General features: G+C 68.4%; 20 protein-coding genes and 2 tRNA genes. 14 read left to right on the top strand and 8 right to left on the bottom strand.

Translation table 11 applies throughout. The annotated features are described in order from the left end of the window. Nucleotides 1–27 precede the first annotated feature (27 nt). From ROP_RS05670 to rdgB, 10 genes are all read left to right on the top strand, one after another. Nucleotides 28–615 carry a DUF2017 domain-containing protein gene (locus tag ROP_RS05670; protein WP_012688375.1) on the top strand — a complete coding sequence of 196 codons (588 nt, stop codon included), beginning with the start codon at nt 28–30 and terminating at the stop codon, nt 613–615. Then, on the top strand, nt 612–1,682 hold the full coding sequence (locus ROP_RS05665) for a P1 family peptidase (protein ID WP_012688374.1): 1,071 nt from the start codon (nt 612–614) through the stop codon (nt 1,680–1,682). The genes ROP_RS05670 and ROP_RS05665 overlap by 4 nt, the downstream gene beginning before the upstream one ends. A 153-nt stretch (nt 1,683–1,835) precedes the next feature. Continuing rightward, a complete protein-coding gene (locus tag ROP_RS05660) occupies nt 1,836–2,255 on the top strand; it encodes a Mov34/MPN/PAD-1 family protein (RefSeq protein ID WP_225928631.1) in 420 nt (139 codons plus the stop codon). A gap of 62 nt (nt 2,256–2,317) precedes the next feature. Continuing rightward, entirely contained in the window at nt 2,318–2,590 is a 273-nt protein-coding gene (locus ROP_RS05655; protein ID WP_012688372.1) for a MoaD/ThiS family protein, read from the top strand. A gap of 8 nt (nt 2,591–2,598) precedes the next feature. Continuing rightward, entirely contained in the window at nt 2,599–3,561 is a 963-nt protein-coding gene (locus tag ROP_RS05650; RefSeq protein WP_012688371.1) for a PLP-dependent cysteine synthase family protein, read from the top strand. Between the two features lie 19 nt (nt 3,562–3,580). Beyond that, nucleotides 3,581–4,255 carry a rhomboid family intramembrane serine protease gene (locus ROP_RS05645; protein ID WP_012688370.1) on the top strand — a complete coding sequence of 225 codons (675 nt, stop codon included), beginning with the start codon at nt 3,581–3,583 and terminating at the stop codon, nt 4,253–4,255. Between the two features lie 341 nt (nt 4,256–4,596). Beyond that, nucleotides 4,597–5,547, top strand: coding sequence for a PLP-dependent cysteine synthase family protein (locus tag ROP_RS05640; protein WP_012688369.1), 951 nt, complete (start codon nt 4,597–4,599; stop codon nt 5,545–5,547). Nucleotides 5,548–5,669: 122 nt separating this feature from the next. Continuing rightward, the gene (locus ROP_RS05635; protein ID WP_167315953.1) at nt 5,670–6,428 is read left to right on the top strand and encodes a cyclic nucleotide-degrading phosphodiesterase; all 759 of its coding nucleotides are present in this window, start codon (nt 5,670–5,672) and stop codon (nt 6,426–6,428) included. 43 nt (nt 6,429–6,471) lie between these two features. Beyond that, nucleotides 6,472–7,260 carry a ribonuclease PH gene (gene rph, locus ROP_RS05630; protein ID WP_012688367.1) on the top strand — a complete coding sequence of 263 codons (789 nt, stop codon included), beginning with the start codon at nt 6,472–6,474 and terminating at the stop codon, nt 7,258–7,260. Between the two features lie 4 nt (nt 7,261–7,264). After that, nucleotides 7,265–7,882 carry an RdgB/HAM1 family non-canonical purine NTP pyrophosphatase gene (gene rdgB / locus ROP_RS05625; protein WP_012688366.1) on the top strand — a complete coding sequence of 206 codons (618 nt, stop codon included), beginning with the start codon at nt 7,265–7,267 and terminating at the stop codon, nt 7,880–7,882. A 6-nt stretch (nt 7,883–7,888) separates the two neighbouring features. Here the strand turns inward: rdgB and ROP_RS05620 are convergent, their stop codons facing one another. From ROP_RS05620 to ROP_RS05600, 5 genes are all read right to left on the bottom strand, one after another. Next, nucleotides 7,889–8,254 (bottom strand): DUF3817 domain-containing protein, encoded by a 366-nt coding sequence (locus tag ROP_RS05620; RefSeq protein WP_012688365.1) that lies wholly within the window; start codon nt 8,252–8,254, stop codon nt 7,889–7,891. Next, a complete protein-coding gene (locus ROP_RS05615; protein ID WP_012688364.1) occupies nt 8,251–8,652 on the bottom strand; it encodes a hypothetical protein in 402 nt (133 codons plus the stop codon). Before ROP_RS05615 ends, ROP_RS05620 begins: the two co-directional genes overlap by 4 nt. Nucleotides 8,653–8,779: 127 nt before the next feature. Further along, nucleotides 8,780–8,864 (bottom strand) — tRNA-Leu (locus ROP_RS05610). Between the two features lie 46 nt (nt 8,865–8,910). Beyond that, nucleotides 8,911–9,393, bottom strand: coding sequence for an HNH endonuclease (locus ROP_RS05605; RefSeq protein WP_012688363.1), 483 nt, complete (start codon nt 9,391–9,393; stop codon nt 8,911–8,913). Continuing rightward, nucleotides 9,390–10,040: a hypothetical protein gene (locus ROP_RS05600; RefSeq protein ID WP_012688362.1), complete on the bottom strand. Its 651-nt coding sequence runs from the start codon at nt 10,038–10,040 to the stop codon at nt 9,390–9,392. The genes ROP_RS05605 and ROP_RS05600 overlap by 4 nt, the downstream gene beginning before the upstream one ends. 454 nt (nt 10,041–10,494) lie before the next feature. On the opposite strand from ROP_RS05600, the gene ROP_RS05595 reads away from it, so the two are divergent. After that, nucleotides 10,495–19,818, top strand: coding sequence for a type I polyketide synthase (locus tag ROP_RS05595; RefSeq protein ID WP_012688361.1), 9,324 nt, complete (start codon nt 10,495–10,497; stop codon nt 19,816–19,818). Between the two features lie 9 nt (nt 19,819–19,827). Then, nucleotides 19,828–20,220, top strand: coding sequence for a holo-ACP synthase AcpS (locus ROP_RS05590; protein ID WP_009474123.1), 393 nt, complete (start codon nt 19,828–19,830; stop codon nt 20,218–20,220). 68 nt (nt 20,221–20,288) lie between these two features. On the opposite strand, the gene ROP_RS05585 is transcribed toward ROP_RS05590, so the two are convergent. Together ROP_RS05585 and bcp are read right to left on the bottom strand one after the other, a co-directional pair. Further along, on the bottom strand, nt 20,289–20,978 hold the full coding sequence (locus ROP_RS05585) for a TetR family transcriptional regulator (protein ID WP_012688360.1): 690 nt from the start codon (nt 20,976–20,978) through the stop codon (nt 20,289–20,291). Between the two features lie 102 nt (nt 20,979–21,080). Further along, complete coding sequence (bcp, locus tag ROP_RS05580; protein WP_012688359.1) at nt 21,081–21,554, bottom strand: thioredoxin-dependent thiol peroxidase; 474 nt, start codon at nt 21,552–21,554, stop codon at nt 21,081–21,083. A gap of 161 nt (nt 21,555–21,715) precedes the next feature. On the opposite strand from bcp, the gene ROP_RS05575 reads away from it, so the two are divergent. Next, on the top strand, nt 21,716–21,937 hold the full coding sequence (locus tag ROP_RS05575) for a DUF3618 domain-containing protein (protein WP_012688358.1): 222 nt from the start codon (nt 21,716–21,718) through the stop codon (nt 21,935–21,937). Between the two features lie 156 nt (nt 21,938–22,093). On the opposite strand, the gene ROP_RS05570 is transcribed toward ROP_RS05575, so the two are convergent. Next, a tRNA-Lys gene (locus tag ROP_RS05570) sits at nt 22,094–22,166 on the bottom strand. A gap of 289 nt (nt 22,167–22,455) precedes the next feature. Between ROP_RS05570 and ROP_RS05565 the strand changes: the two genes are divergently transcribed. Beyond that, nucleotides 22,456–23,694 (top strand): L,D-transpeptidase, encoded by a 1,239-nt coding sequence (locus ROP_RS05565; protein ID WP_080512441.1) that lies wholly within the window; start codon nt 22,456–22,458, stop codon nt 23,692–23,694. Nucleotides 23,695–23,751 lie beyond the last annotated feature (57 nt).

Raw genomic sequence — 23,751 nt, 5'->3', positions numbered from 1 at the left:
CGGACAGTAAGGAACTCGGTACACGACGTGCGGATGTGGAGCAGGAAGAACTCGCTCGGCGGCATGAAGCTGCGCTCGGAAATGGACGCGCACGAGGCCACGGTGCTGCGGTCGCTGGTCGCCTCCGTCCTCGGCCTCCTCGAGGAGCGGGCGGCGTCCGCCCCGGACGACGAACTCGCCGCGCTCACCGGGATGCGGACGGGCAACACGACGGCACCCGACGAGGAGGTCCTCGCCCGGTTGCTGCCCGACTTCCATCGCCCCGACATGGACGCGCCGGACGACGACGAGATCCGCGCCGAATCGAAGGCCGACGTCAACGGTGCGCTGCGCGGACTCCACGAACCGGAGATCATCGACGCCAAACTGGCCGCCGGCTCCGTCATCCTCCACACCGTCCCGGAGAACGGCGGCAAGGTTCTGCTCACGCCGGAGCAGGCCGACGCCTGGCTCAGCGGTCTCAACGACGTCCGGCTGGCACTGGGGACCAACCTCGGCATCGACGCCGACACGCCCGACGAACTCGACCCGGGCGATCCCCGCGCACCGCACCTCGACATATACCACTGGCTGACCTGGATGCAGGACTCGCTCGTTCAGGCACTGGCACCGTGACGGGCACGACGCCGGGCCGTACCGATTCGCTCGTCGATGTGGTCGGCCTGAGCGTCGGGCACCACCACCGACTCGATGCGGACGCCACACTCGGCAGCGGCGCCGCCACCGGATGCACGGTCGTCCTCGCGCCGCACGGCGCGACCGGTGCCGTCGACGTCCGTGGCGGGGGGCCGGGCACCCGGGAAACCGATCTCCTCGACCCCAGCCACAGCGTCCGGAAGGTGCACGCGATCGTCCTCACCGGCGGCAGCGCGTACGGGCTCGCCGCCGCGGACGGCGTCATGCGGTGGCTGGAGGAGCACGGTCACGGAATCGCCATGGGGGAGCCCGATCAGGTGGTCCCGATCGTCCCCGCTGCCGTCATCTTCGACCTGCCGGTCGGCGACTGGCGCACCCGCCCCACCGCCGAATTCGGTTATCGGGCAGCGGATTCTGCGTCGCACACGGTGCTCTCCGGCTCGGTCGGCGCCGGGGCCGGGGCGCGCGCGGGAGCGCTCAAGGGCGGGGTCGGAACGGCGAGCGTCGTCGTCACGGACGGTCCGGCGAAGGGCATCACCGTCTCCGCCCTGATGGTGGCCAATCCCGTCGGAACCGTGTTCGACCCGGCGACGGGCCTGCCGTGGGGGGTCGCCACCGTGGGCGCGGCCGCTTTCGGGCTCAGGCCGCCGATCGCCGCCGAGGTGGCGGCGGCACGCGAACTGACCGCCAAGAGCACCGTCCTCAACACGACCATCGGGGTCGTCGCGACCGACGCCGACCTCGGCAAGGCGGCGATGCGCCGCGTCGCCGTGGCCGGACACGACGGGCTCGCCCGCGCGATCCGGCCCGCGCATTCGCCGCTCGACGGCGACACGATCTTCGCGCTCGCCACCGGCATCCACCCGGTTCACCACCCGGCCGGGGTGCCCGACAGTTTTCCGCCCGACCTGCCCGTCGTCGACGCCGTCTGCACAGCGGCCGCCGAAGTGGTGGAGAAGGCCATCGTCGACGCCGTCCTCAGCGCCACCCCCGTCGCGGGAATTCCCACCTACCGCGAACTGTTCCCCTCTGCACTGCGTTCCTGATACGCAGTGTTCCTGATGCGCAGTGTTCCTGATGGCACCGTGTTCCTGATGCGGTCTCGGCCCGGTCGGTGGCCGAGTCGACGGTCCGCACCTAGGATGGCGCTCACGGAGGTGGATGACGTGCTGGTGATTCGATCGGACTTCGTCGAGGCGATGGTCGCGCACGCGCGCGCCGACCACCCGGACGAAGCGTGTGGGGTCATCGCCGGACCCGAGGGTTCCGACCGTCCCGAACGGCACATCCCGATGATCAACGCCGAACGGTCGCCGACGTTCTACCGATTCGACTCCGGTGAGCAACTGAAGGTGTGGCGGGCGATGGACGACGCCGACGAGGTGCCCGTCGTGATCTACCACTCGCACACCGCCACCGAGGCATACCCCAGCCGGACCGACATCTCCTTCGCGTCCGAACCGGATGCCCACTACGTGCTGATCTCCACCCGCGACCCCGACGCCCATGAACTGCGCAGCTACCGCATCGTCGACGGTGTCGTCACCGAGGAACCCGTCGACGTGGTGCAGAGCTACAAGTTCGCCCACACATCCGTGGCGGACGTCCCCGACAAGTGACGACGCCGTCCCTCGCGACGGGCCCGCGGCCAGAAAGACACCCACCTCCCGAGGAGCCGACCATGGCTGTCACAGTTTCGATCCCCACCATCCTGCGTACCCACACCGGCGGCGAAAAGCGGGTGGAGGCAACAGGTCCCACGCTCTCTGCCGTCATCGACGACCTCGACGGCAACTACGGCGGCATCAAGGACCGCCTGATCGACGGCGGCCGCCTGCACCGGTTCGTCAACGTGTACGTCAACGACGAGGACGTCCGATTCTCGGGCGGACTCGACACCGAGGTGGCCGACGGGGATTCCGTGACCATCCTGCCCGCCGTCGCGGGAGGCTGATCGCTGCCGTGGCGCGGTTCGATTCGCTGATCGACACCCTCGGCGACACACCCCTCGTCGGGCTGCCGCGCCTGTCGCCGATCTGGAACGGCGCTGCACCCGTCCGTCTGTGGGCGAAGCTCGAGGACCGCAACCCCACCGGTTCGGTGAAGGACCGGCCCGCCCTCCGCATGATCGAACAGGCCGAGAACGACGGCACCCTGACGCCCGGCGCCACGATCCTCGAACCGACCAGCGGGAACACCGGCATCTCCCTGGCGATGGCCGCGAAACTCAAGGGCTACCACCTCATCTGCGTGATGCCCGAGAACACGTCCGTCGAACGCAGGCAGTTGCTGACGATGTTCGGCGCCCGGATCATCGACTCACCGGCGCGCGGCGGTTCGAATCAGGCTGTGGCCGTTGCCAAGGAGCTGTCCGCGGAGCACCCCGACTGGGTGATGCTGTACCAGTACGGCAATCCCGCGAATGCGCTGGCGCACTACGAGACGACGGGGCCGGAGATCCTGCGGGACCTGCCCGGGATCACCCACTTCGTGGCCGGACTCGGCACCACCGGAACCCTGATGGGCGTGGGACGGTATCTCCGCGAACACGTCGACGGCATCGAGATCGTCGCGGCGGAACCCCGCTACGGGGAACTCGTGTACGGACTCCGCAACATCGACGAGGGCTTCGTTCCCGAACTGTACGACGAATCCGTGCTCACCTCGCGGTTCTCCGTCGGTCCCGCCGACGCCGTCCGCCGTACCCGGCAGCTGATCGACGACGAAGGGATCTTCGCGGGCATCTCGACCGGCGCGATCCTCCACGCCGCGCTGGGGGTGGCCCGCAAGGCGGTCAGGGCCGAACGCGCGGCGGACATCGCGTTCATCGTCGCCGACGGCGGATGGAAGTATCTGTCGACCGGCGCCTACGGCGGTACGGTCGAGGAAGCGGAAGAAGCACTGGAAGGGCAGTTGTGGGCATGACGACAGGGGTGTGTGGATCATGACTTCGCCGTTCGACTCCTCGCGGTTCGGTTCGCCGGTGCCGAAGGGCGGCGCGTCGCCGGCACCCGCGTCCAAGTCGAAGCCGCTGTGGCTGCAGTCCGCGATCCTCGTCGGCGCGTTCACGATGCTGCTGTACGTCATCGAGATCGTCGACGTGGCGTCCGACGAGCGACTCGAAGACAACGGCGTCCAGCCGCGCACGATCGACGGGCTGTGGGGAATCCTGTTCGCCCCGGTCCTCCACGACGACTGGGCGCACCTGTTCGCGAACACCGTCCCACTGCTGGTCCTCGGGTTTCTCGTGCTGCTGTCGGGCATCGCCCGCGGACTCGCCGCCACCGGGATCGTCTGGGTGGTCGGCGGTCTGGGCACCTGGTTGAGCGGCGGGTCCTATTCCAACCACATCGGCGCCTCCGTCCTGATCTTCGGCTGGCTGGCCTACTTACTGGTCCGGGGAGTCTTCGCCCGCAACCTCGGGCAGATCCTCGTCGGCGTGGTGGTGTTCGTGGTGTACGGCAGTCTCTTGTGGGGCGTGCTGCCGAGCGCGCCCGGCGTGTCCTGGCAGGGACATCTGTTCGGCGCCGTCGGCGGCATCCTCGCCGCGTGGCTGCTCTCCGCCGACGCCAGGAAGCAGCGGGCGCGGAAAGCGGTAGGGCCGCAATCGTTCGGATGAGTGGGCCGCCGCGGCGGAGAGGCGATCTACCGGCGTGTGCGCCACATCCGGCGGCCGGGCGAATGACCTGCTGGTAGGCTCCTCGCGAGATCCGGGCACACCGAAAACTGCGTAGTTCAGGCCATCGACAGTGTCGTCGCGGAGGGCCGGTCGAGGGGTCGAACTCGCGGATTCGCGCACACGCCGTGTCGCCGACGTCCGGGCGTCCCCGGCGGCGGACCTCCGTCACCGCACCCCACCGCACCCCAGGAGTTGATCATGGCTGTCACAGATTCGACCGCCGACCTCGACAGCGAGTGTCCGTCAGTACGCCGTGTAGTCACGGAAGGCTGATCGCTGACGTGGCAAGGTTCGAGTCGTACATCGACACTCTCGGGAACACACCACTGGTCGGCCTGCCCCGGCTGTCGCCACGCTGGCACGGCAGCAACCCGGTGCGGTTGTGGGCGAAGCTCGAGGATCACAATCCCACCGGCTCGATCAAGGACCGCCCGGCGCTGCGCATGATCGAACAGGCCGAACGAGACGGCCGCCTGACCCCGGGGTCGACGATTCTCGAATCGACCAGCGGAAACACCGGTATCTCCCTGGCCATGGCCGCCAAATTGAAGGGCTACCAGCTGATCTGTGTGATGCCCGAGAACACGTCGATGGAACGCCGCCAGCTCCTGACGATGTTCGGCGCCCGGATCATCGACTCCCCGGCGGCCGGTGGTTCCAACGAGGCCGTCGCCGTCGCGATGCGACTTTCGGACGAGAATCCGGATTGGGTGCTGCTCTACCAATACGGCAACCCCGCCAACGCGATGGCGCACTACGAGACCACGGGTCCGGAGATTCTGAGAGACCTGCCCGAGATCACCCATTTCGTGGCGGGGCTCGGCACCACCGGAACCCTGATGGGAACGGGCCGGTTCCTCCGCGAACACGTCGACGGCGTCGAGATCGTGGCCGCGGAGCCGCGCTTCGGGGAAATGGTGTGCGGCCTCCGCAACATCGAAGAAGGATTCGTCCCGGAGTTGTACGACGAGTCGGTACTCACCCGCCGATTCCGGGTGCGTCACGCCGAGGCGATCCAGCGCACCCGCGAGTTGATCGACGTCGAGGGAATCTTCGCCGGCACGTCCACCGGTGCCAATCTCCATGCTGCACTCGACGTGGCGGCGTCCGCCGTCGTGTCGGGGCAGCGCGCCGACATCGCCTTCGTGGTCGCCGATGGCGGATGGAAATACCTCTCCACCGGAACCTACGACCCACAGGTCCAGGTCCTCGAAGAGGCCTGGGAACGGTAACGGGGCCGGATTCACGGTTGAACGGCATGGTCAGGTCACAGTTCCCCATCGGTTGTGAGGTCGACGCGCCAATTCCGTCGGAAGCTTTTTCCGAAACGGGTCGTCGTGGCAGCATGGCGGGTATGCGCATTACCGTCCTGGGATGTTCAGGGAGCGTCTCCGGACCAGACTCACCTGCATCGGGTTATCTGTTGACCGCGCCGGACACACCGCCGCTCGTACTCGACTTCGGACCCGGTGTCCTCGGTGCGCTCCAGCGGTTCGCCGATCCCGGCGAGGTGTCCGTCCTCCTCAGCCACCTGCACGCGGACCACTGCCTGGACCTGCCCGGACTCCTCGTCTGGCGCCGCTACCACCCGCACCCGCCGAAGGGGCGAGCCCTCGTCTACGGCCCGTCCGACACCGCCCGCCGGATCGGTGTCGCATCCGCGGAGTGCGGCGGCGACATCGACGACATCTCCGACACGATCGATCTGCGCCACTGGGCCGACGGCGAACCGGTCACGATCGGCGATCTCACCATCACCGCGCGGCGGGTCAACCACCCGCCCGAGGCCTACGGGTTCCGCCTGACCAACGGCGCCGGCCGGACCCTCGTCTACACCGGCGACACCGGCATGTGCGAAGAAGTGATCGAACTGGCCCGCGATGCCGATGTGCTGCTCGCCGAGGCGTCATGGACACACAGCCCGGACCGGCCCGAAGGCATCCACCTCTCGGGCACCGAGGCCGGCCGGGTCGCGCACCGAGCCGGGGTCGCCGAACTGCTGCTCACCCACATCCCGCCGTGGACGTCCCGCGAGGACGTCATCGCCGAGGCCAAGGCCGAGTTCTCCGGTCCCGTGCACGCGGTGTCCGCGGGCGGCGTCTACACCGTCTGACGCCGTGTCCGCGCCCCATCCGCGGGCGACTAGGCTCTCGGCTGTGACCACACGAGAAGACGGCAGGGCGGACGACGAACTCCGCGAGGTCAAGATCACCCGGGGCTTTACCACCCATCCCGCAGGATCGGTGCTGGTGGAATTCGGAAACACCAGGGTGATGTGCACCGCCAGCGTCGAGGACGGCGTTCCCCGCTGGCGTCAGGGCACCGGGCTCGGCTGGCTGACCGCCGAATACGCCATGCTGCCCGCCGCCACCCACACCCGCAGCGGCCGCGAATCCGTCAAGGGCAAGGTCGGGGGACGGACTCAGGAGATCAGCCGGCTCGTCGGACGCTCCCTCCGTGCCTGCATCGATCTCGCCGCCATCGGGGAGAACACCATCGCCCTCGACTGCGACGTCCTGCAGGCCGACGGCGGAACCCGCACCGCCGCCATCACCGGCGCCTACGTGGCCCTCGTGGACGCGGTGACCTACCTCCGTGCCGCCGGTCGCCTCGCGGACCCCCAGCCCATCTCCTGCGGTATAGCCGCGGTCAGCGTGGGGGTCGTCGACGGCCGTGTGCGCCTCGACCTGCCGTACGAGGAGGACTCGCGCGCCGAGGTCGACATGAACGTGGTGGCCACCGACACCGGGACCCTCGTCGAAATCCAGGGCACCGGCGAAGGCGCGACCTTCCCTCGGAGCACGCTCGACAAACTGCTGGATTCCGCACTCGCCGGCTGCGAGCAGTTGTTCGAGATCCAGAAGGCGGCACTCGAACTGCCCTACCCCGGTGAGCTTCCAGAGCCCAAGGTCCCGGAGACGTCGAAGAAGAAGTTCGGGAGCTAGGCCGGTGCCGGAAACCACACGGGTGCTGGTGGCCAGCCGCAACGCGAAGAAACTCCGGGAACTGCATCGGGTGCTCGCCGCGGCCGGTGTCGACGGAATCGAACTGGTCGGGCTCGACGCCGTGCCCGACTACCCCGAGGCCCCCGAAACCGGTGCGACGTTCGAGGAGAACGCCCTCGCGAAAGCGCGTGACGGTGCCGCGGCCACCGGATTGCCTTGCGTCGCAGACGATTCCGGAATCGAGGTGGACGCGCTGAACGGTATGCCCGGAATCCTGTCCGCCAGGTGGTCGGGCACGCACGGAAACGATCCCGCGAACACCGCGCTGGTCCTGGCTCAGCTCGCCGACGTGCCCGAGGACCGCAGGGGAGCGGCGTTCGTCTCGGCGTGCGCGCTCGTGGTGCCCGGCGGCGAGGAAACTGTGGTCCGGGGGGAATGGCGCGGCAGCGTCGTCCGTGAACCCGTCGGCGACGGTGGATTCGGCTACGACCCCGTCTTCGTGCCCGAGGGGGACACCCGGTCGGCCGCCCAGCTGTCGCCCGAAGAAAAGGACGCGTCCTCGCATCGAGGGCGTGCCCTGATCCAGTTGGTCCCCGCCCTGGCCGCGCTCAGCGAACGCTGATCCGGGTCAGAGGCCGAAGTCGCGGCGGACCTGCTTGGTCCGCTGGTGCTCCACGTAGAACGACAGGAACGGGATGGTGCCCGCGAGGAGCGTTCCGACCGTCCGGCCTGCGGGCCAGCGCACCTTGACCGCCAGATCCAGAGTGACCAGCAGGTAGACGAAGTACACCCAGCCGTGGACCACGGCGATCCACGTGGGCAGGTTGTCGACCTTGAAGATGTACTTGGCCACCATCTCTGCGGTGAGGACCAGCAGCCACACGCCGGTGGCGTAGGCGAGGACGCGGTAGCGCAGGAGCGCGGGAGCGATCTTCTTCTGCTTCGCGGTGTCTGTGACCGAACCGGCAGTCGTCTCGTCTTGGCCCGTGCTCACGTGGTGCTCCTATCGGTCTCGCGAGCGGACAGCTCGGCGAGGTACTGGTTGTACTGCGAAATCTGCAAGCTCTCGAGGTCGTCCGGATCGTCGTCCTCGGCCGCCGTGGGGCGAGGGGGCAGGACGTCCGCGGGGATTTCCCGCAGTTCGGCGGGCGTGTCCGGGACGTCGGCGGTGTCTGCCGGCTCGGCGTCTTCGAGCTGCACGAACCGCCGGTAGGCGTAGACCAGGAACGCCGCGAACAGTGGCCACTGGAACGCGTACCCCAGATTCTGGCCCGTTCCGCCCACCGCCTCGAACCGTGTCCACTGCCACCAGCCGAGTGCGAGGCACCCCACAGCCCCGACAGCCACGAACAGAATCAGCGCGGGGCGGCGTTGCTTACGGTTTCCGGACACGTAACGACGGTACCTGAATCGCCGAATGCGCTGCTAGGAGAGGTTGCCGCTATGGCGGCGGTCACAGCGTCATCCTGCGCGTTGCGCTCCGGGCACACCGCCGCAGAGTCGGCAACAGGCCGATAAGTGCGCGAGGGGGGACTCGAACCCCCACGTCCTTTCGGACACCAGGACCTAAACCTGACGCGGCTGCCAAATTACGCCACTCGCGCGCGAAGCAACAGACTACGCCATGGGTACGGCACTCGCGTACACGCGTCAATTGGCGCGCTCGTCGCCGTCGCCGCTCTTGCGCCCTGCCCACGTTGCGGTCTGGCTGTGGCAGTTGGGGCACAGGAATCGCACTTCCTGCAAGCGTGAATCGGAGGGGTCACCCCGAATATGGTCCACGTGCAGGATCAGCGGGAGCCCGCACCACTCATCCTGCACGCCACACGTGACACATTTGTACGGCACTCCTGCCTCGATGAGTGCCCGTCGTAGCAGGTGGGCTGCGACGCGCCGGCTGTCCGCCGGGCGACGGATCAGTATCTCCTGCCACGTCATTCGGTTTCGGGCAGGTAACCCCTTCGTGTGCGCCTGGCCGGTGAAGTGCGAGGTGTCGATTCCGAGTGACCTGATCCGACGGCTCAGGTGGGCGTGCGTCCCGCCCGAGGGTTTCAGTCCGAGATAGCGCATGACGCCGGCGTAGCTCGCCGATTCCGCGACCGCCTGTTCGAGTACCTCGCGCGTGTACTTCATCTCGCACCTGCCGTCCGTCGCTGCCGGCGCTGGTGCCGCCAGATGGCGTGGGTGACGGTGGCGGGCGTGGTCTCGAGTCGAGCGGCCGCGGCGGCGACGAGGTCGTCCGCCTGCGTTGCGGAGACAGGTGATTCGAGGTCGAGCGCGTCGTTGATGAAGTCGCGCAACAATTCTCGGGATCCGGCGGTGTGGATACCCAGTTGCATGAGGAGGCACTCCCAGGTGGCGATTCCGAATCCGGGCACCGCGACGACGGCGTTCCGCTGGGACTCGTCGTCGCGGAGATCCGCGGAGGTGGTGCAGCCCAGTTCGGTGAGCGAGCGTGCCGCCGAGGCGACGGCCTCGGCCTTGGTGGTGTAGTTCCCCGGTACCCGCTGCCGGTTGTTCAGGATCACCAGGAGGTCCTCGGGTTCGTCGGCGAGTGCGGTGAGATCGTCGAGAGGTGCGGCGCGGTGATCGCGCCAGCGGGTGATGACCGCGCGGACCCCCGAGGTGGGCGTCCCGTACGTCGCGCGGGCGGAGAAGGCTGCGTCGAGCAGACCGGCTTCGACCTCCTGCGGCCAGCCCTCCGTCCAGTGCGGCCACGACTCTCGCGGCAGTTCGGCGTCGATGTGATCGAGTAGGGCGCGGACGTGGGCTGTGCTCATTTCTTCCCCCCGGAGAATGGCTGTCGGCTGAACTTTGCTCGAACACTAGTGCGATGATCCGACAGGGTTGTTTTCGTCGTGCCCCGGACCCGGTTTCGGGGCCGCATACGTGCATGAACCTGCGACTTCGTCAAGGTGGTAACGAATTGATAACGATTAACGTGAGGCTTTCCTCAGGTTCTTGGACGTCCTTGCACCGCCACGTCCAGCACCGACGTGATCTACCCGTCGGTCACTTCGCCGGAGGTCTGTGAGCGACATCACGCGATATTTCTCCGATGCGTGGCTGTGACACCGCTCCGGGTTTTGAACGTGAGGAAATCCTCATGATTCTGTGTCAACCTTGAGCAGCCCGGAAGAGCTGATCAGAGCCGATACAGCAGGCACACGATGCCGAGGGCAGCAGACAGCAATCCCCACCTCCCCCCAGAGGGGACCAGGAGAGGACATACGCGTGACGATTGACGACACGACACCCGCAGGAAACGGAAGAAACTCGAAGGGTTCGCGGCGCATCGGCGTAGACCGGGACGACACTCGGTCGTCGAGCAAGGGCACCCTCGTGGATCGTCTGCTCGGAGGTGAGCCGTACGCGCTCGCCTTCGGTGGTCAGGGCGCGCCCTGGCTGAGCTCGCTCGAGGAATTGAGCCGCGACAACGGACTCGAGCCGGCACTCACCACCCTCGTCAACGACGCGGCCGACTACCTCGCCCCCGTGGCGCAGGAGCTGCTCGTCGTGCGCCCGGTCGGATTCGACCCCATCGCTTGGATCCTCGAGCAGGAACTCGCCGACGAAGAGGACGACGCCCAGGCGTCCGGACCTTCCGCGGCAGCGCTTACCTCGGCGGCGGTCTCCCTCCCCGGCGTCTTCCTCACCCAGATCGCAGCGCTGCGTGCGCTGGCAGCTCAGGGCCTCGATCCCGCGGTTACGGCTCCCGTGTCGGTGATCGGCCACTCCCAGGGACTCCTCGCCGCGGAGGCCGTCGCCTCCTCCGGCCAGAAGGACGGCGAACTCCTCGCCCTCGCACAGCTCATCGGTGCGGCCGCCGGTCTGGTCGGCCGTCGTCGCGGAGTCATCTCCGCCGCCGACTCCACCCCGATGCTGGCTGTCTCCAACGTCGATCCGGAACGACTCCGTCAGATCGTCGAGGAACTCGCCGAGGGTCTCGAGCCCGAGCGCGCAGCGGTCCTCGGCATCCGCAACGCCCGTCGCCGCGTCGTCCTGTCCGGCCCGCCCGCCCAGCTGGCACGCGTCCAGCAGCGCTGCGAGCAGATCGAGGCCGACGAGGCCCGTGAGCGCGACGCCAAGAAGCGTGGCGGCTCCATCTTCGCGCCCGTCTTCGAGCCCCTCGCGGTCGAGATCGGCTTCCACCACCCCGCACTCGCGGAGACGATCGACATCGTCGGCCAGTGGGCCGTGCGCTGCGGTCTCGACGAGGAGAAGGCCCGCGCCCTCACGAGCGCCTGCCTCGTCGATCCGGTCGACTGGGTCGAGGCCGTCGACGGCACCATCGAAGCCGGTGCCGCATGGATCCTCGACCTCGGACCCGGTGACCTCCTCACCCGCATGACGTCGGCCAGTGTCCGCGGCCAGGGCGTCGGCATCGTCGCCGCCGCGACCCGTGGCGGTCACCGCAACCTGCTCACCCCGGGTGCGACCCCCGAGGTTCCCGCCGCCTGGACCGAATTCCTCCCCAAGCCGGTGTCGCTGCCGGGCGGACGCATCGGCGTCGAGACCGCCTTCACGAAGCTGACCGGTCGTTCGCCGATCCTGCTCGCGGGCATGACCCCGACCACGGTCGACCCGAAGATCGTCGCCGCAGCCGCCAACGCCGGTCACTGGGCCGAGCTCGCCGGCGGTGGCCAGGTCACCGAGCAGATCTTCGCCGACAACGTCGAGAAGCTCACCGGGCTGCTCGAGCCGGGCCGCGCCGTGCAGTTCAACTCGATGTTCCTCGACCCCTACCTGTGGAAGCTCCACGTCGGTGGCAAGCGTCTCGTCCCGAAGGCCCGCGCCGCCGGTGCCCCGTTCGACGGCGTCGTCGTCACCGCAGGCATCCCCGAACTCGAGGACGCCGTCTCGATCATCGACGACCTCGTCGAGGGTGGATTCAGCTACGTCGCGTTCAAGCCGGGCACGGTCGCGCAGATCCGCTCCGTCATCCGCATCGCCAACGAGGTTCCCTCGTTCCCCGTCATCGCCCACATCGAGGGCGGCCGCGCCGGTGGCCACCACTCGTGGGAAGACCTGGACGACCTGCTCCTCGACACCTACGCCGAGCTGCGTACCCGGCCGAACCTGGTCCTGTGCGTCGGTGGCGGCATCGGCACGCCCGAGCAGGCTGCCGACTACCTGACCGGCCGCTGGTCCGTCGCACACGGCTTCCCGGCGATGCCGCTGGACGGCATCCTGGTCGGCACCGCCGCCATGGCCACCCTCGAGGCGACCACGTCTCCCGACGTCAAGCAGCTCCTCGTCGACACTCCCGGTACCCCGGCGTGGGTCGGTGCGGGCACCGCCGAGGGCGGCATGGCCTCCGGCCGTAGCCAGCTCGGCGCCGACATCCACGAGATCGACAACGCCGCGTCCCGCACCGGCCGTCTGCTCGACGAGGTCGCCGGCGACGCCGACGCCGTCGCCGAGCGTCGCGACGAGATCATCGAGGCCCTGAACATCACGGCGAAGCCGTTCTTCGGCGACGTCGCGACGATGACGTACGAGCAGTGGCTGCGCCGCTACCTCGAACTGGCCGTCGGCATCGACGCCGCGAAGGCATTCGACTGCGGCACCGACCTCCAGGACGCCATCACCGAGGCCACCGAGAGCCCGTGGCTCGACATCACCTGGCGTGCGCGCTTCGGTGAGATGCTGCAGCGCACCGAGTCGCGTCTGCACCCGGTCGACCGCGGACCCATCCCCACCCTGTTCGCCGACGAGGCGATTCTCGAGCGTCCCGAGGCGGCAATCTGCGCCCTGCAGGCTCAGTACCCCGATTACGCGACCACCGTTCTGCACCCCGCAGACGTCTCGTTCTTCGTCTCGCTGTGCAAGACCCCCGGCAAGCCGGTCAACTTCGTTCCCGTCGTCGACGGTGACGTCCGCCGCTGGTGGCGTTCCGACTCGCTGTGGCAGGCACACGATCCCCGCTACACCGCGGACCAGGTCTGCGTCATCCCCGGCACCGTCGCCGTCGCCGGCATCACGCGTGCCGACGAGCCCGTCGGTGAGCTGCTGGACCGCTTCGAGAAGGCCACCTACGACGAGCTGGTCACCGCCGGTGCCGCGCCGCAGTCGCTGCTCGCCCGTCGCCACGCGGACATCGCCCGCGGCCTCCTCGACACCGTTCTGTCGGCCCCCGACATCCAGTGGGCGTCGCGCCTGACCCTGAACCCGGTTCGCCGGCTCGGTGACCTCGACAAGTGGTCGGTCGAATCCGACACCCGCGCGGTCCACGAGACCACCGGTGCCGAGCTGTCCGTGATCGAGGACCGTCAGGTGCTCCTCACCGTCCCGCTGGTCGCAGGCAAGTCGGTCGAGATCACCATCACCGTTCCCGCGTCCGTCGTCGACGGTGGCGCCCCCGTGGTCACCGAGGCCGACGCCGAGAAGTCCATGACGGCTCTGCTCGCGGTCGCGGCCGGTCAGGAACTGCCCGCCGTCAAGAACGGTGTCGCACGGCTCAACCTGGCGTGGACGCCCGACCTGGTCGCCGACCACGCCGGTGTCACCGGTTCGGGTCTGCCCACGACGCTGAGCGTGAGCGGCAAGGCTGTCCCGGACGTGGTCGTCGGCGCCTGCTGGCCGGCCGTGTTCGCCGTGCTCGGTGCCGCCAAGACCGAAGACTCGCTCTCCGTCATCGAGGGCATGCTCGACCTGGTCCACCTGGACCACAGTGTCGACTTCGTCGGCGAACTGCCCTCGGAGACAAGCATTCTCGTCGTCAAGGCCGAGGTCGCCTCGGTTCTCGACACCGACCTGGGCCGCGTCGTCGAGGTCAAGGTCGAGGTCGGCGCCATGCTGGGCGAGGGCCTGGACGCGCCTGCCGTCGTCACCCTGTCGGAGCGCTTCGCGATCCGCGGCCGCACCGGCAAGGGCGAACTGTCCGACCCGGCCCGCGCCGGTGGCTCGCTCAGTGACGCGGCCGTCGACACCCCGCGCCGCCGTCGCCGCGACACCACGATCGTGGCTCCCCGCAACATGGGCTCCTTCGCCCAGGTGTCGGGCGACCACAACCCGATCCACACCTCCGACAACGCGGCACTGCTCGCCGGACTCGGCAGCCCGATCGTGCACGGCATGTGGCTCTCCGCCGCCGCCCAGCAGGTCGTCACCGCCGTGGACCCGGCCGAGACCAAGACGCCGCCGCGCCGCCTGACCGCGTGGACCGCGCGCTTCCTCGGCATGGTCCGCCCCGGCGCCGAGATCGACGTCCGCGTCGACCGCATCGCCACGGACCGTGGTGCCGAGATCGTCGAGGTCGGCTGCCGCATCGACGGTGACCTCGTGATGGTCGCCACCGGTCGCACCGCCGCACCGAAGACCGTCTACGCGTTCCCCGGACAGGGCATCCAGCGTCCGGGCATGGGCCTCGACGCCCGCGCCCGCTCCAAGGCCGCCCGCGAGATCTGGGACCGCGCCGACAAGCACACCCGCAAGGCCCTCGGCTTCTCGATCCTCGCCGTGGTCCGCGACAACCCGACGGTCGTCAAGGCCCGGGGCATCGAGCACAAGCACCCGGACGGTGTCCTGCACCTGACGCAGTTCACCCAGGTCGCGATGGCGACTCTCGGTGTGGCGCAGGTCGCCGAGCTCCGTGAGTCCGGTGCGTTCGTCGAGGGTGCCCTGCTCGCAGGTCACTCGGTCGGTGAGTACAACGCTCTCGCCGCCGTCGCCGGTGTGCTGCCTCTCGAAGCGGTTCTCGAGGTGGTCTTCCAGCGTGGCTCCGCGATGCACGCACTCGTTCCCCGCGACGAGGCCGGCCGCTCCGACTACCGGATGGCCGCCATCCGTCCGTCGCAGATCGGCCTGGCCGACGACGACGTCGAGGCGTTCGTCGCCGGTGTCGCCGAGGAGACCGGCGAGTTCATGCAGATCGTGAACCTGAACCTGCGTGGCTCGCAGTACGCCATCGCCGGTACGGTCGCCGGGCTCAACGCGCTGGAGGTCGAAATCGACATCCGCCGTGAGGCTTTCGGTGGCAAGCGCGCGTACATCATGGTTCCGGGCATCGACGTTCCGTTCCACTCGACGGTGCTGCGTGGCGGCGTCGACGACTTCCGCGGACGTCTCGAGGAACTGCTTCCGCAGGACATCGACCCGGCCATCCTGATCGGGCGCTACATCCCGAACCTGGTCCCGAAGCCGTTCTCCCTGGAGAAGGAGTTCGTGCAGGAGATCGCCGACCTGGTGCCGTCGAAGCCCCTCGACAAGGTGCTGAAGGACTTCGACACCTGGGCGAAGAAGCCGGTCCAGCTCACCCGCGTGGTCCTCACCGAGCTCCTGGCCTGGCAGTTCGCCAGCCCGGTGCGCTGGATCGAGACGCAGGACTTGCTGTTCGCCGACGAGTCCGAGGGCGGACTGGGCGTCGAGCGGTTCGTCGAGATCGGTCTGGGCTCCGTTCCGACCGTCGCGAACCTCGCGTCGCAGACCCTCAAGCTGCCGGGCCGCTTCGGCTACCCGGTCGAGGTCCTGAACATCGAGCGTGAAGCCGCGATCGTGTACTCCACCGACGTCGATCCGGCGCCGGTCGAGGACGACGAGCCGGCCGCACCCGCAGCCGAGGCTCCCGCCGCATCGGCCGCACCCGCCGCGGCTCCGGCCCCGGCCGCCGCACCGTCCGGTGGACCGCGTCCCGACGACATCGCGTTCAAGGCAGCCGACGCCACCAAGGTCCTGATCAGCCTGTGGACGAAGCTCCGCCCCGACCAGGTCGGCCCCGTCGACACGATCGAGGCGCTGTGCGACGGCGTGTCCTCGCGGCGTAACCAGCTGCTCGTCGACCTCGGCTCCGAGCTCTCGCTCGGCGCGATCGACGGTGCCGCGGACGCCGACATGGGCTCGCTCGCCGGCACGGTCGACTCCCTGGCCCGCACGTACAAGCCGTTCGGCCCGGTGCTGTCCGACTCGATCAACGATCACCTCCGCAAGGTCTTCGGCCCCTCGGGTCGCCGTCCCGCGGCGATCGCGGACCGTGTGAAGAAGGTCTGGGAACTCGGCGACGGCTGGGCGTACCACGTCACCGCCGAGGTGGCGCTCGGAACCCGCGACGGTTCCAGCATCCGTGGTGGTGACCTCGGTGGTCTGGCCGGCGGCGGTCTCGCCGACGGCGCCGCAGTGGACGCCGTCATCGACAGCGCGGTGGCCGCAGTGGCCTCGCGCCGCGGAATCAGCGTCTCCCTCCCGTCCTCGGGCGGCGGAGCCGGTGGCACCGTCGACGCAGCGGCGCTGGGTGAGTTCACCGAGCACATCACGGGCCGCGACGGCGTGCTGGCCTCGGCCGCCCGCCTCGTGCTCGAGCAGCTCGGCTTCGCCGGTGACACGGCGGCGGCAACGCAGCAGACCGACACCGAACTGGTCGACCTCGTGTCGGCGGAACTCGGTTCCGACTGGCCGCGACTCGTCGCTCCCGCGTTCGACGCCAAGCGTGCGGTGCTCCTCGACGACCGCTGGGCCAGCGCCCGTGAGGACCTGGCTCGTCTGTGGATCGACGCGGCAGGCTCCGAGTCCCTCGAGATCGAAGGCTTCGCCGGTGCAGGCAAGTCCGTCGCGGCGCAGGCCGCGTGGTGGCAGGCCCGCGCAACCGACGAGGGTCGCACGGCTCTGGCCGAGAAGTACGGGCGCATCGCGGAGGCGGCAGTCGCCGTCACCGACGAGACCCCGGAATGGGCAGACCAGGTCGCCGTCGTCACCGGTGCCAGCAAGGGCTCCATCGCGGCCTCGGTCGCAGGCAAGCTCCTCGCCGGCGGCGCGACGGTCTTCGTGACCACCTCGCGTCTCGACGACAAGCGCCTCGGCTTCTACCGCGACCTCTACCGCCGCACTGCCCGTGCCGGTGCCGCCCTGTGGGTGGTCCCCGCGAACATGGCGTCCTACACGGACATCGACTCGCTCATCGAGTGGATCGGTGAAGCCCAGTACGAGACGGCCGGTGGGTCGAAGAAGCTGGTCAAGGAAGCGGTCACCCCGACGCTGCTGTTCCCGTTCGCCGCGCCCCGCGTGGCAGGCGACCTCGCCGACGCCGGCGCCCGCGCCGAAATGGAGATGCGTGTTCTCCTGTGGTCGGTGGAGCGCCTGATCGGCGGACTGTCGAAGATCGGTTACGACCGTGACGTCGACACCCACCTGCACGTCGTGCTGCCCGGTTCCCCGAACCGCGGTCTGTTCGGTGGCGACGGTGCGTACGGCGAGGCCAAGGCCGCGCTGGACGCCGTGGTCGGCCGCTGGAAGGCCGAGCGCAACTGGGCCGAGCGCGTCACCCTGGTGCACGCTCTCATCGGCTGGGTCCGCGGAACCGGCCTGATGGGCGGCAACGACCCGCTGGTCGAGGCTGTCGAAGGCGCCGGAGTCCGTACCTGGTCCACCCAGGAAATGGCCACCGAACTGCTGCAGTGGTGCGAGCCCGAGGCACGTCGCCTCGCCTCCACCGAGCCGCTCGCGGCCGACCTGACCGGTGGGCTCGCCCAGGCGAACCTGGATCTGCCCGCTCTGGCGAAGCAGGCTCAGGACGCTGCGGCTGCCGCTGCCGAGGCCGACGAGATCGCGGACGCGCTCGACACCATCGCGGCCCTGCCGGCCCCGCCGCGGGTCTCCGCGTCGGTGACTCCGGCCTGGTCCGGCGTCACTGCGGCTCCGGAGGACCTCGTCGTCATCGTCGGCGCCGGTGAGCTCGGACCGTTCGGTTCCTCGCGCACCCGCTTCGAGATGGAGGTCGACGAAGAGCTTTCGGCGGCAGGCGTTCTCGAACTCGCCTGGAACACCGGACTCGTCGTATGGGAGACCACACCGTCCGCCGGCTGGTACGACGCCGAGACCGGGGAACTGGTTCCGGAGGCCGAGATCGCGGACCGGTACCACGACCGGGTCGTCGAGAACTGCGGTATCCGCCGCTACGCCGACGACGGTGCCATGATCGACAACACGGCGCCGCTGCTCACGTCGGTCTTCCTCGACAAAGACCTGAGCTTCGTCGTCAGCACCGAGGCGGAGGCGCTGACCTTCGTCGAGTCCGACCCGGAGAACACGGTCGCGACGCCGGTTCCGGACAGCGGTGACTGGCAGGTCACGCGCCGTGCCGGCACCGAGATCCGCGTGCCCCGCAAGATGAAGCTCACGCGCAGCGTGGGTGGTCAGATCCCGACCGGATTCGACGTCACCAAGTGGGGCATCCCCGCGGACATGGCCGACTCCGTCGACCGCGTGGGCCTGTGGAACATCGTCGCGACGGTGGACGCGTTCCTCACCGGTGGGTTCACGCCCAGCGAACTGCTGCGGTGGGTGCACCCCTCGCTGGTCGCCAACACCCAGGGCACCGGCATGGGCGGCATGACCTCCATGAGGTCGCTGTACATCGACACGCTGCTCGGCGAGAACCGGCCGAACGACATCCTGCAGGAAGCCCTGCCGAATGTGATTGCGGCGCACGTGGTCCAGTCCTACGTCGGTGGTTACGGCGCCATGGTCCACCCGGTTGCGGCGTGCGCCACGGCCGCGGTGTCCGTCGAAGAGGGCGTCGACAAGATCAAGCTCGGCAAGGCCCAGCTCGTGGTCGCCGGCGGGTTCGACGACCTCAGCGCGGAGGGCATCATCGGATTCGGTGACATGTCCGCCACGGCCAAGACCGACGACATGCGGGCCAAGGGCATCGACGACCGTCGATTCTCGCGGGCCAACGACCGTCGTCGCGGCGGGTTCGTGGAGTCGCAGGGTGGTGGCACCATCCTGCTGGCCCGCGGTGACCTGGCACTCGAGATGGGCCTGCCCGTCCTCGGTGTGGTCGCCTACGCCGGCTCGTTCGCGGACGGTGTCCACACCTCGATCCCGGCTCCCGGAATCGGTGCGCTCGGCGCGGGTCGTGGGGGAGCGGATTCGCAGCTCGCTCAGTCCCTCGGCAAGCTCGGTGTCAGTGCCGACGACATCTCGGTGATCTCCAAGCACGACACGTCCACCGCGGCCAACGATCCCAACGAGGCCGAGCTGCACGAGCGCCTCGCCGGGGCACTCGGCCGCAGCGAAGGTGCACCGCTGTTCGTGGTCTCGCAGAAGAGCCTCACCGGACACGCCAAGGGTGGTGCCGCAGCATTCCAGCTGATCGGTCTCTGCCAGGTGCTGGACCAGGGCATCGTTCCGCCGAACCGCAGCCTCGACTGCGTCGACGAGAAGATGGCCGAGTTCGAACACCTCGTGTGGGCTCGGGAGGCGCTCCGCTTCGGCGAGCAGTTCCCGCTGAAGGCAGGTCTGCTGACCAGCCTCGGCTTCGGGCACGTGTCGGGCATGGTCGCGGTCGTCCACTCGCAGGCGTTCGTCGAGGCCGTCCCGGCCGAGCGGCGTGAGGCGTACCTCGAGCAGGCACGCAAGCGCACCGTCGAGGGTCAGCGTCGTCTGGCGAAGGCCATGGTCGGCGGCGGCAGCCTGTACGAGCGTCCGGCGGATCGTCGCTTCGGCGGCGACAGCGTCCCGGCCGCCGCGTCCCGCCAGCTGGAGGCGGACGTCCTGCTCACCGAGGCCGCGCGCCTCGGAGCGGACGACGTGTACAGCTCGGGTCTGCCCGGCTGCAAGTAGGAACGACGGATGGGAGTTCTGGGGATCGGCTTCGATCTCGTGACGGTGTCGGAGTTTGCCGAGCAGCTGGACCGGCCAGGGACGGCCATGCTCGACAACTTCACACCGGGCGAGCGTCGGGACGCCGTGACCCGGAGCTCCGATCCGGCTAGACATTTCGCCGCCCGGTGGGCTGCGAAGGAGGCAGTGATCAAAGCCTGGTCCACGTCTCTCTTCGCCAGCCCGCCGGTGCTGCCCGAGATGATCCACCACCTGATCGAGGTGGTGACGGACGCGTGGGGGCGACCGAGTATCCGCTTACGCGGGGACGTCGCCAAGCATCTGACCGATGTGAAGATCCACATCTCGCTCACCCACGACGGAGACATGGCCGGCGCGTTCGCCGTCATCGAATCCGTGTAGGCGCCTCCGGCGCTCGTGCGCCTTTCTGGTAGCCCCGGCAACCGGAAGGGCGCACGAGTGCGTAGCGCCTACGTGGTGCGAGATTCCTTTTCGGCGACCAGCAGGTACGCCACCATCAGCCGTTTCAGTTCGGCGACGGCGTCTGCGTGGCTCTGATTGTCCTGCACCGAGAAGTTGAGCATCGAATACACGACGTGGACGAGCACCTCGGCCATCATCGTGCGCCGCTCCCGCGACGTCTGCGGGGTGAGCGGTGCGAGCATCCGCGAGACCTGCTCCGCGAACGCCTTCTCGTGGATGGCCCCGGTGGCCCGCGTCGAGGGCGTCGACTGCATCGCCAGCCACACCTCGCGCCTCGACGGATCCGACGTCCACAGGCCCGCCATGTGGTCGACGAACGAGTTGAGGAACCGCAGCCAGTCGAGGGACGGGACCTCGCCGTTGAACTGGGCGATCTCGTGCTGCACGCCGACGAGATCCTGGCGGTTGAGCTCGCAGACGATCACGTACTTGTTCGCGAAGAACTGGTAGAGCGTGCCGATCGGGACGTCCGCGCGGGCGGCGACCTCCTCGCAGGTGAACGATTCGAATCCCACGTCCACCAGCAACTCCCGCGATGCCGCGAGCAGTGCGTCGAACTTGCGGCGGCTACGTTCCTGGGTCGGACGTCTGCGCGGCAGGAGTTCCTGCGGGTCCGACTGCAGCTCCAACGCCGGATCCACACGGCGCGGCGCTTGCTTGCTGACTGAAGACTCCACCGCCCCAGGCTATCCGTCTTTCGTCCGGATTCCGAAGATCCCTCCCGGTGACGCGTCAGGTTTCGCGGGCGGCTGACGAGGCGCAGCCGCCCGTCGCGTCGATCAGACGGACAGGTCCCGCCGCAGTTTCGCGACGTGGCCGGTGGCGCGGACGTTGTACTGGGCCACCTCGATCTTGCCGTCCTCGTCGACGAGGAACGTGGAGCGGATGACGCCCTGCACCGTCTTGCCGTACATCTTCTTCTCACCGAACGCGCCCCAGGCCTCGAGCGTGGACTTCTCGGGGTCGGAGAGGAGCGGGAACGTGAGTTCCTCGTTGTCGCGGAACTTGGCCAGCTTCGCCGGCTTGTCGGGGGAGATGCCGATCACGTCCAGGCCCGCTCCGTTGAGGTCGGCGAGATTGTCGCGGAAGTCGCAGGCCTGTTTCGTGCAGCCCGGCGTGCTCGCCGCCGGGTAGAAGTACACGACGACCTTGCGGCCGCGGAAGTCGGCGAGCGACACGTCGTTGCCGTCGGCGTCGGGCAGCGTGAAGGCGGGGGCGGTGTCGCCCGGGGCGAGTCTGCTGTTGTCGGTCACGAGAAGTCAGGCTACCGGGCAGGGGTGACTCCGGGCCGAAGGGCGATCGGGGGAGACGGAGTCGCAGGTCGGAAGTTCTCGTCTACGGTTGACGCAAGTGTGGGAACGTCGCGGTAGCGTCGCTCTCGCTGATCGAACCAGACGAACAAGTTGGAGGACACGTGCCCAGGGACACCGAGAGCATCGAGCGTGAGATCGAGAACGCGCGCAATCAGCTCGCGAGCACTCTCGACGAATTGACGGTCCGCACCAACCCGAAGCGTCTCGTGGAGAACACGAAGCGGACGCTGATCGCGAAGCTGAACGAGCCGGCGGTCAAGTACGGACTGATCGCCGTGGGTGCGGTGACAGGGCTCCTGGTGCTCCGCAAAGCGTTGCGCTGAACGACCCCCCGTGACAGCGGGCCGTCGGAGGTGAAGTTCGCAGTGACTTCACGTTCCGGCGGCCCGTTCGTCATCTGACCGCCCGCACGGTCCGTTGAGATGGTGACAACGAGAAAGGCCCCCATCCTCGTGAGAGGATGGGGGCCTTCGTGCAAGTGCGCCCACAGGGACTCGAACCCCGGACCCAGTGATTAAGAGTCACTTGCTCTACCAACTGAGCTATAGGCGCTCGCTCTTGCGAGACAGAACATTAGCGGGTCGCTTCTCGGGAATGCAAATCGCCTGGTGGCGACTCCCCGTGACGACCCGGTCCGCAGGGTGGTGCGTAACGAGAGCGCCGCTGGTCACGATTGATATTCGAACGTTATTGAGCGGCCCGGCGCTTGGTTGGAACCGGTCTCCGGTGGCTGGCATCATTGGAGACCACACGGTCTCGACGTGCCGATTCGTCTTGCGAAGGCGAGGGACGTGCCGGCTTGAACGTGAATTCGGAGCGAGGACGTGAAGTGGGGTTATCCATGGGTGTGGGGCGTGGCGGGCGCATGCGTGCGCAATCGGTGAGATCCGTCTCGAAGACGGCGACGATTGTGGCGGCATCACTCGTATTCGCATTGTCGATCGCAGGGTGCACCGTCTCCGGTGCCGACAGCGTCACGTCGGAAGGTGAGGCGCCGATCGATTCCAATCCGGTCACCGAACTCATCAAGCCGAAGCTGACGGCGTCGGCAGTCGATGGTGCGGTGGGATTCTCGCCGGGACAACCTGTCACGGTGACGGTGGCCGACGGCACGCTGGCGAAGGTCACCATGCTCAACCCGGAGGGCGAGCCGGTCGACGGTGCCATCGCCCCCGACGGGTTGTCCTGGGTCAACACGGAGCCGCTGGGCTACGACAAGGAGTACCGGCTCGAGGTGAAGGCGAACGGGCTCGGTGGCGGCACCGTCTCGACGTCCGAGTTCACCACCAGCGCGCCCGGAAACGTCACCAAGCCGTACGTGCTGCCGTCGGAGGGCGACGTGGTGGGCATCGGTCAGCCGATCGCCGTCCAGTTCGACGAGAACATCCCCGATCGCAAGGCGGCGGAGTCGGCGATCACGGTGACGACGAATCCGCCCGTCGAGGGCGCGTTCTACTGGGTGAACAACCGTGAGGTGCGGTGGCGTCCGCAGAACTACTGGGCACCCGGCACCGCCGTGGACGTGAAGGTCGCCGTGTACGGCCGGGATCTCGGTGACGGCCTGTTCGGTCAGGAGGACGTCCACACCACGTTCACCATCGGCGACGCCCTCATCGCGACCGCGGACGACAACACCAAGCAGGTGACGTTCGAGCGCAACGGCGAAGTCATCATGACGATGCCCACGTCGATGGGTAAGGACGACACACCCACCGACAACGGCGTCTACATCATCGGCGACCGGTTCGCGAACCTCGTCATGGATTCGTCCACGTACGGCGTGCCCGTCAACTCCCCGCAGGGGTACAAGACTCCCGTCGACTGGGCCACGCGAATGTCGTACAGCGGCATCTTCTTCCACTCGGCGCCGTGGTCGGTGGGGCAGCAGGGCTACTCGAACGCGAGCCACGGCTGCCTGAACCTCAGCCCGTCCAACGCGAAGTGGGTGTACGACAACACGAAGCGCGGCGACATCGTCATCGTGAAGAACACGGTGGGCGGCACCCTGTCGGGCACGGACGGCCTCGGCGACTGGAACATCCCGTGGGATGTCTGGAAGGCGGGCAACGCCAACGCCTGAGCGCAGGCGGAAAGACCAATCGCAAAGAGGAAAGCCCCCGGCCGAGGCCGGGGGCTT

This window comes from Rhodococcus opacus B4, assembly GCF_000010805.1.
Lineage (GTDB): Bacteria > Actinomycetota > Actinomycetes > Mycobacteriales > Mycobacteriaceae > Rhodococcus_F > Rhodococcus_F opacus_C.
Note: the sequence above shows the minus strand (reverse complement) of the source record. Positions and strands in the feature narration are given on the sequence as shown.

Bases quoted from the DNA above. Each gene is read 5' to 3' on its own strand.
- ROP_RS05635 (WP_167315953.1), top strand. From the start codon at position 5,670: ATGCGCATTACCGTCCTGGGATGTTCAGGGAGCGTCTCCGGACCAGAC.
- ROP_RS05590 (WP_009474123.1), top strand. From the start codon at position 19,828: ATGGGAGTTCTGGGGATCGGCTTCGATCTCGTGACGGTGTCGGAGTTT.
- ROP_RS05605 (WP_012688363.1), bottom strand. From the start codon at position 9,393: ATGAAGTACACGCGCGAGGTACTCGAACAGGCGGTCGCGGAATCGGCG.
- ROP_RS05655 (WP_012688372.1), top strand. From the start codon at position 2,318: ATGGCTGTCACAGTTTCGATCCCCACCATCCTGCGTACCCACACCGGC.
- ROP_RS05645 (WP_012688370.1), top strand. From the start codon at position 3,581: ATGACTTCGCCGTTCGACTCCTCGCGGTTCGGTTCGCCGGTGCCGAAG.
- ROP_RS05600 (WP_012688362.1), bottom strand. From the start codon at position 10,040: ATGAGCACAGCCCACGTCCGCGCCCTACTCGATCACATCGACGCCGAA.
- ROP_RS05565 (WP_080512441.1), top strand. From the start codon at position 22,456: ATGGGTGTGGGGCGTGGCGGGCGCATGCGTGCGCAATCGGTGAGATCC.
- ROP_RS05660 (WP_225928631.1), top strand. From the start codon at position 1,836: ATGGTCGCGCACGCGCGCGCCGACCACCCGGACGAAGCGTGTGGGGTC.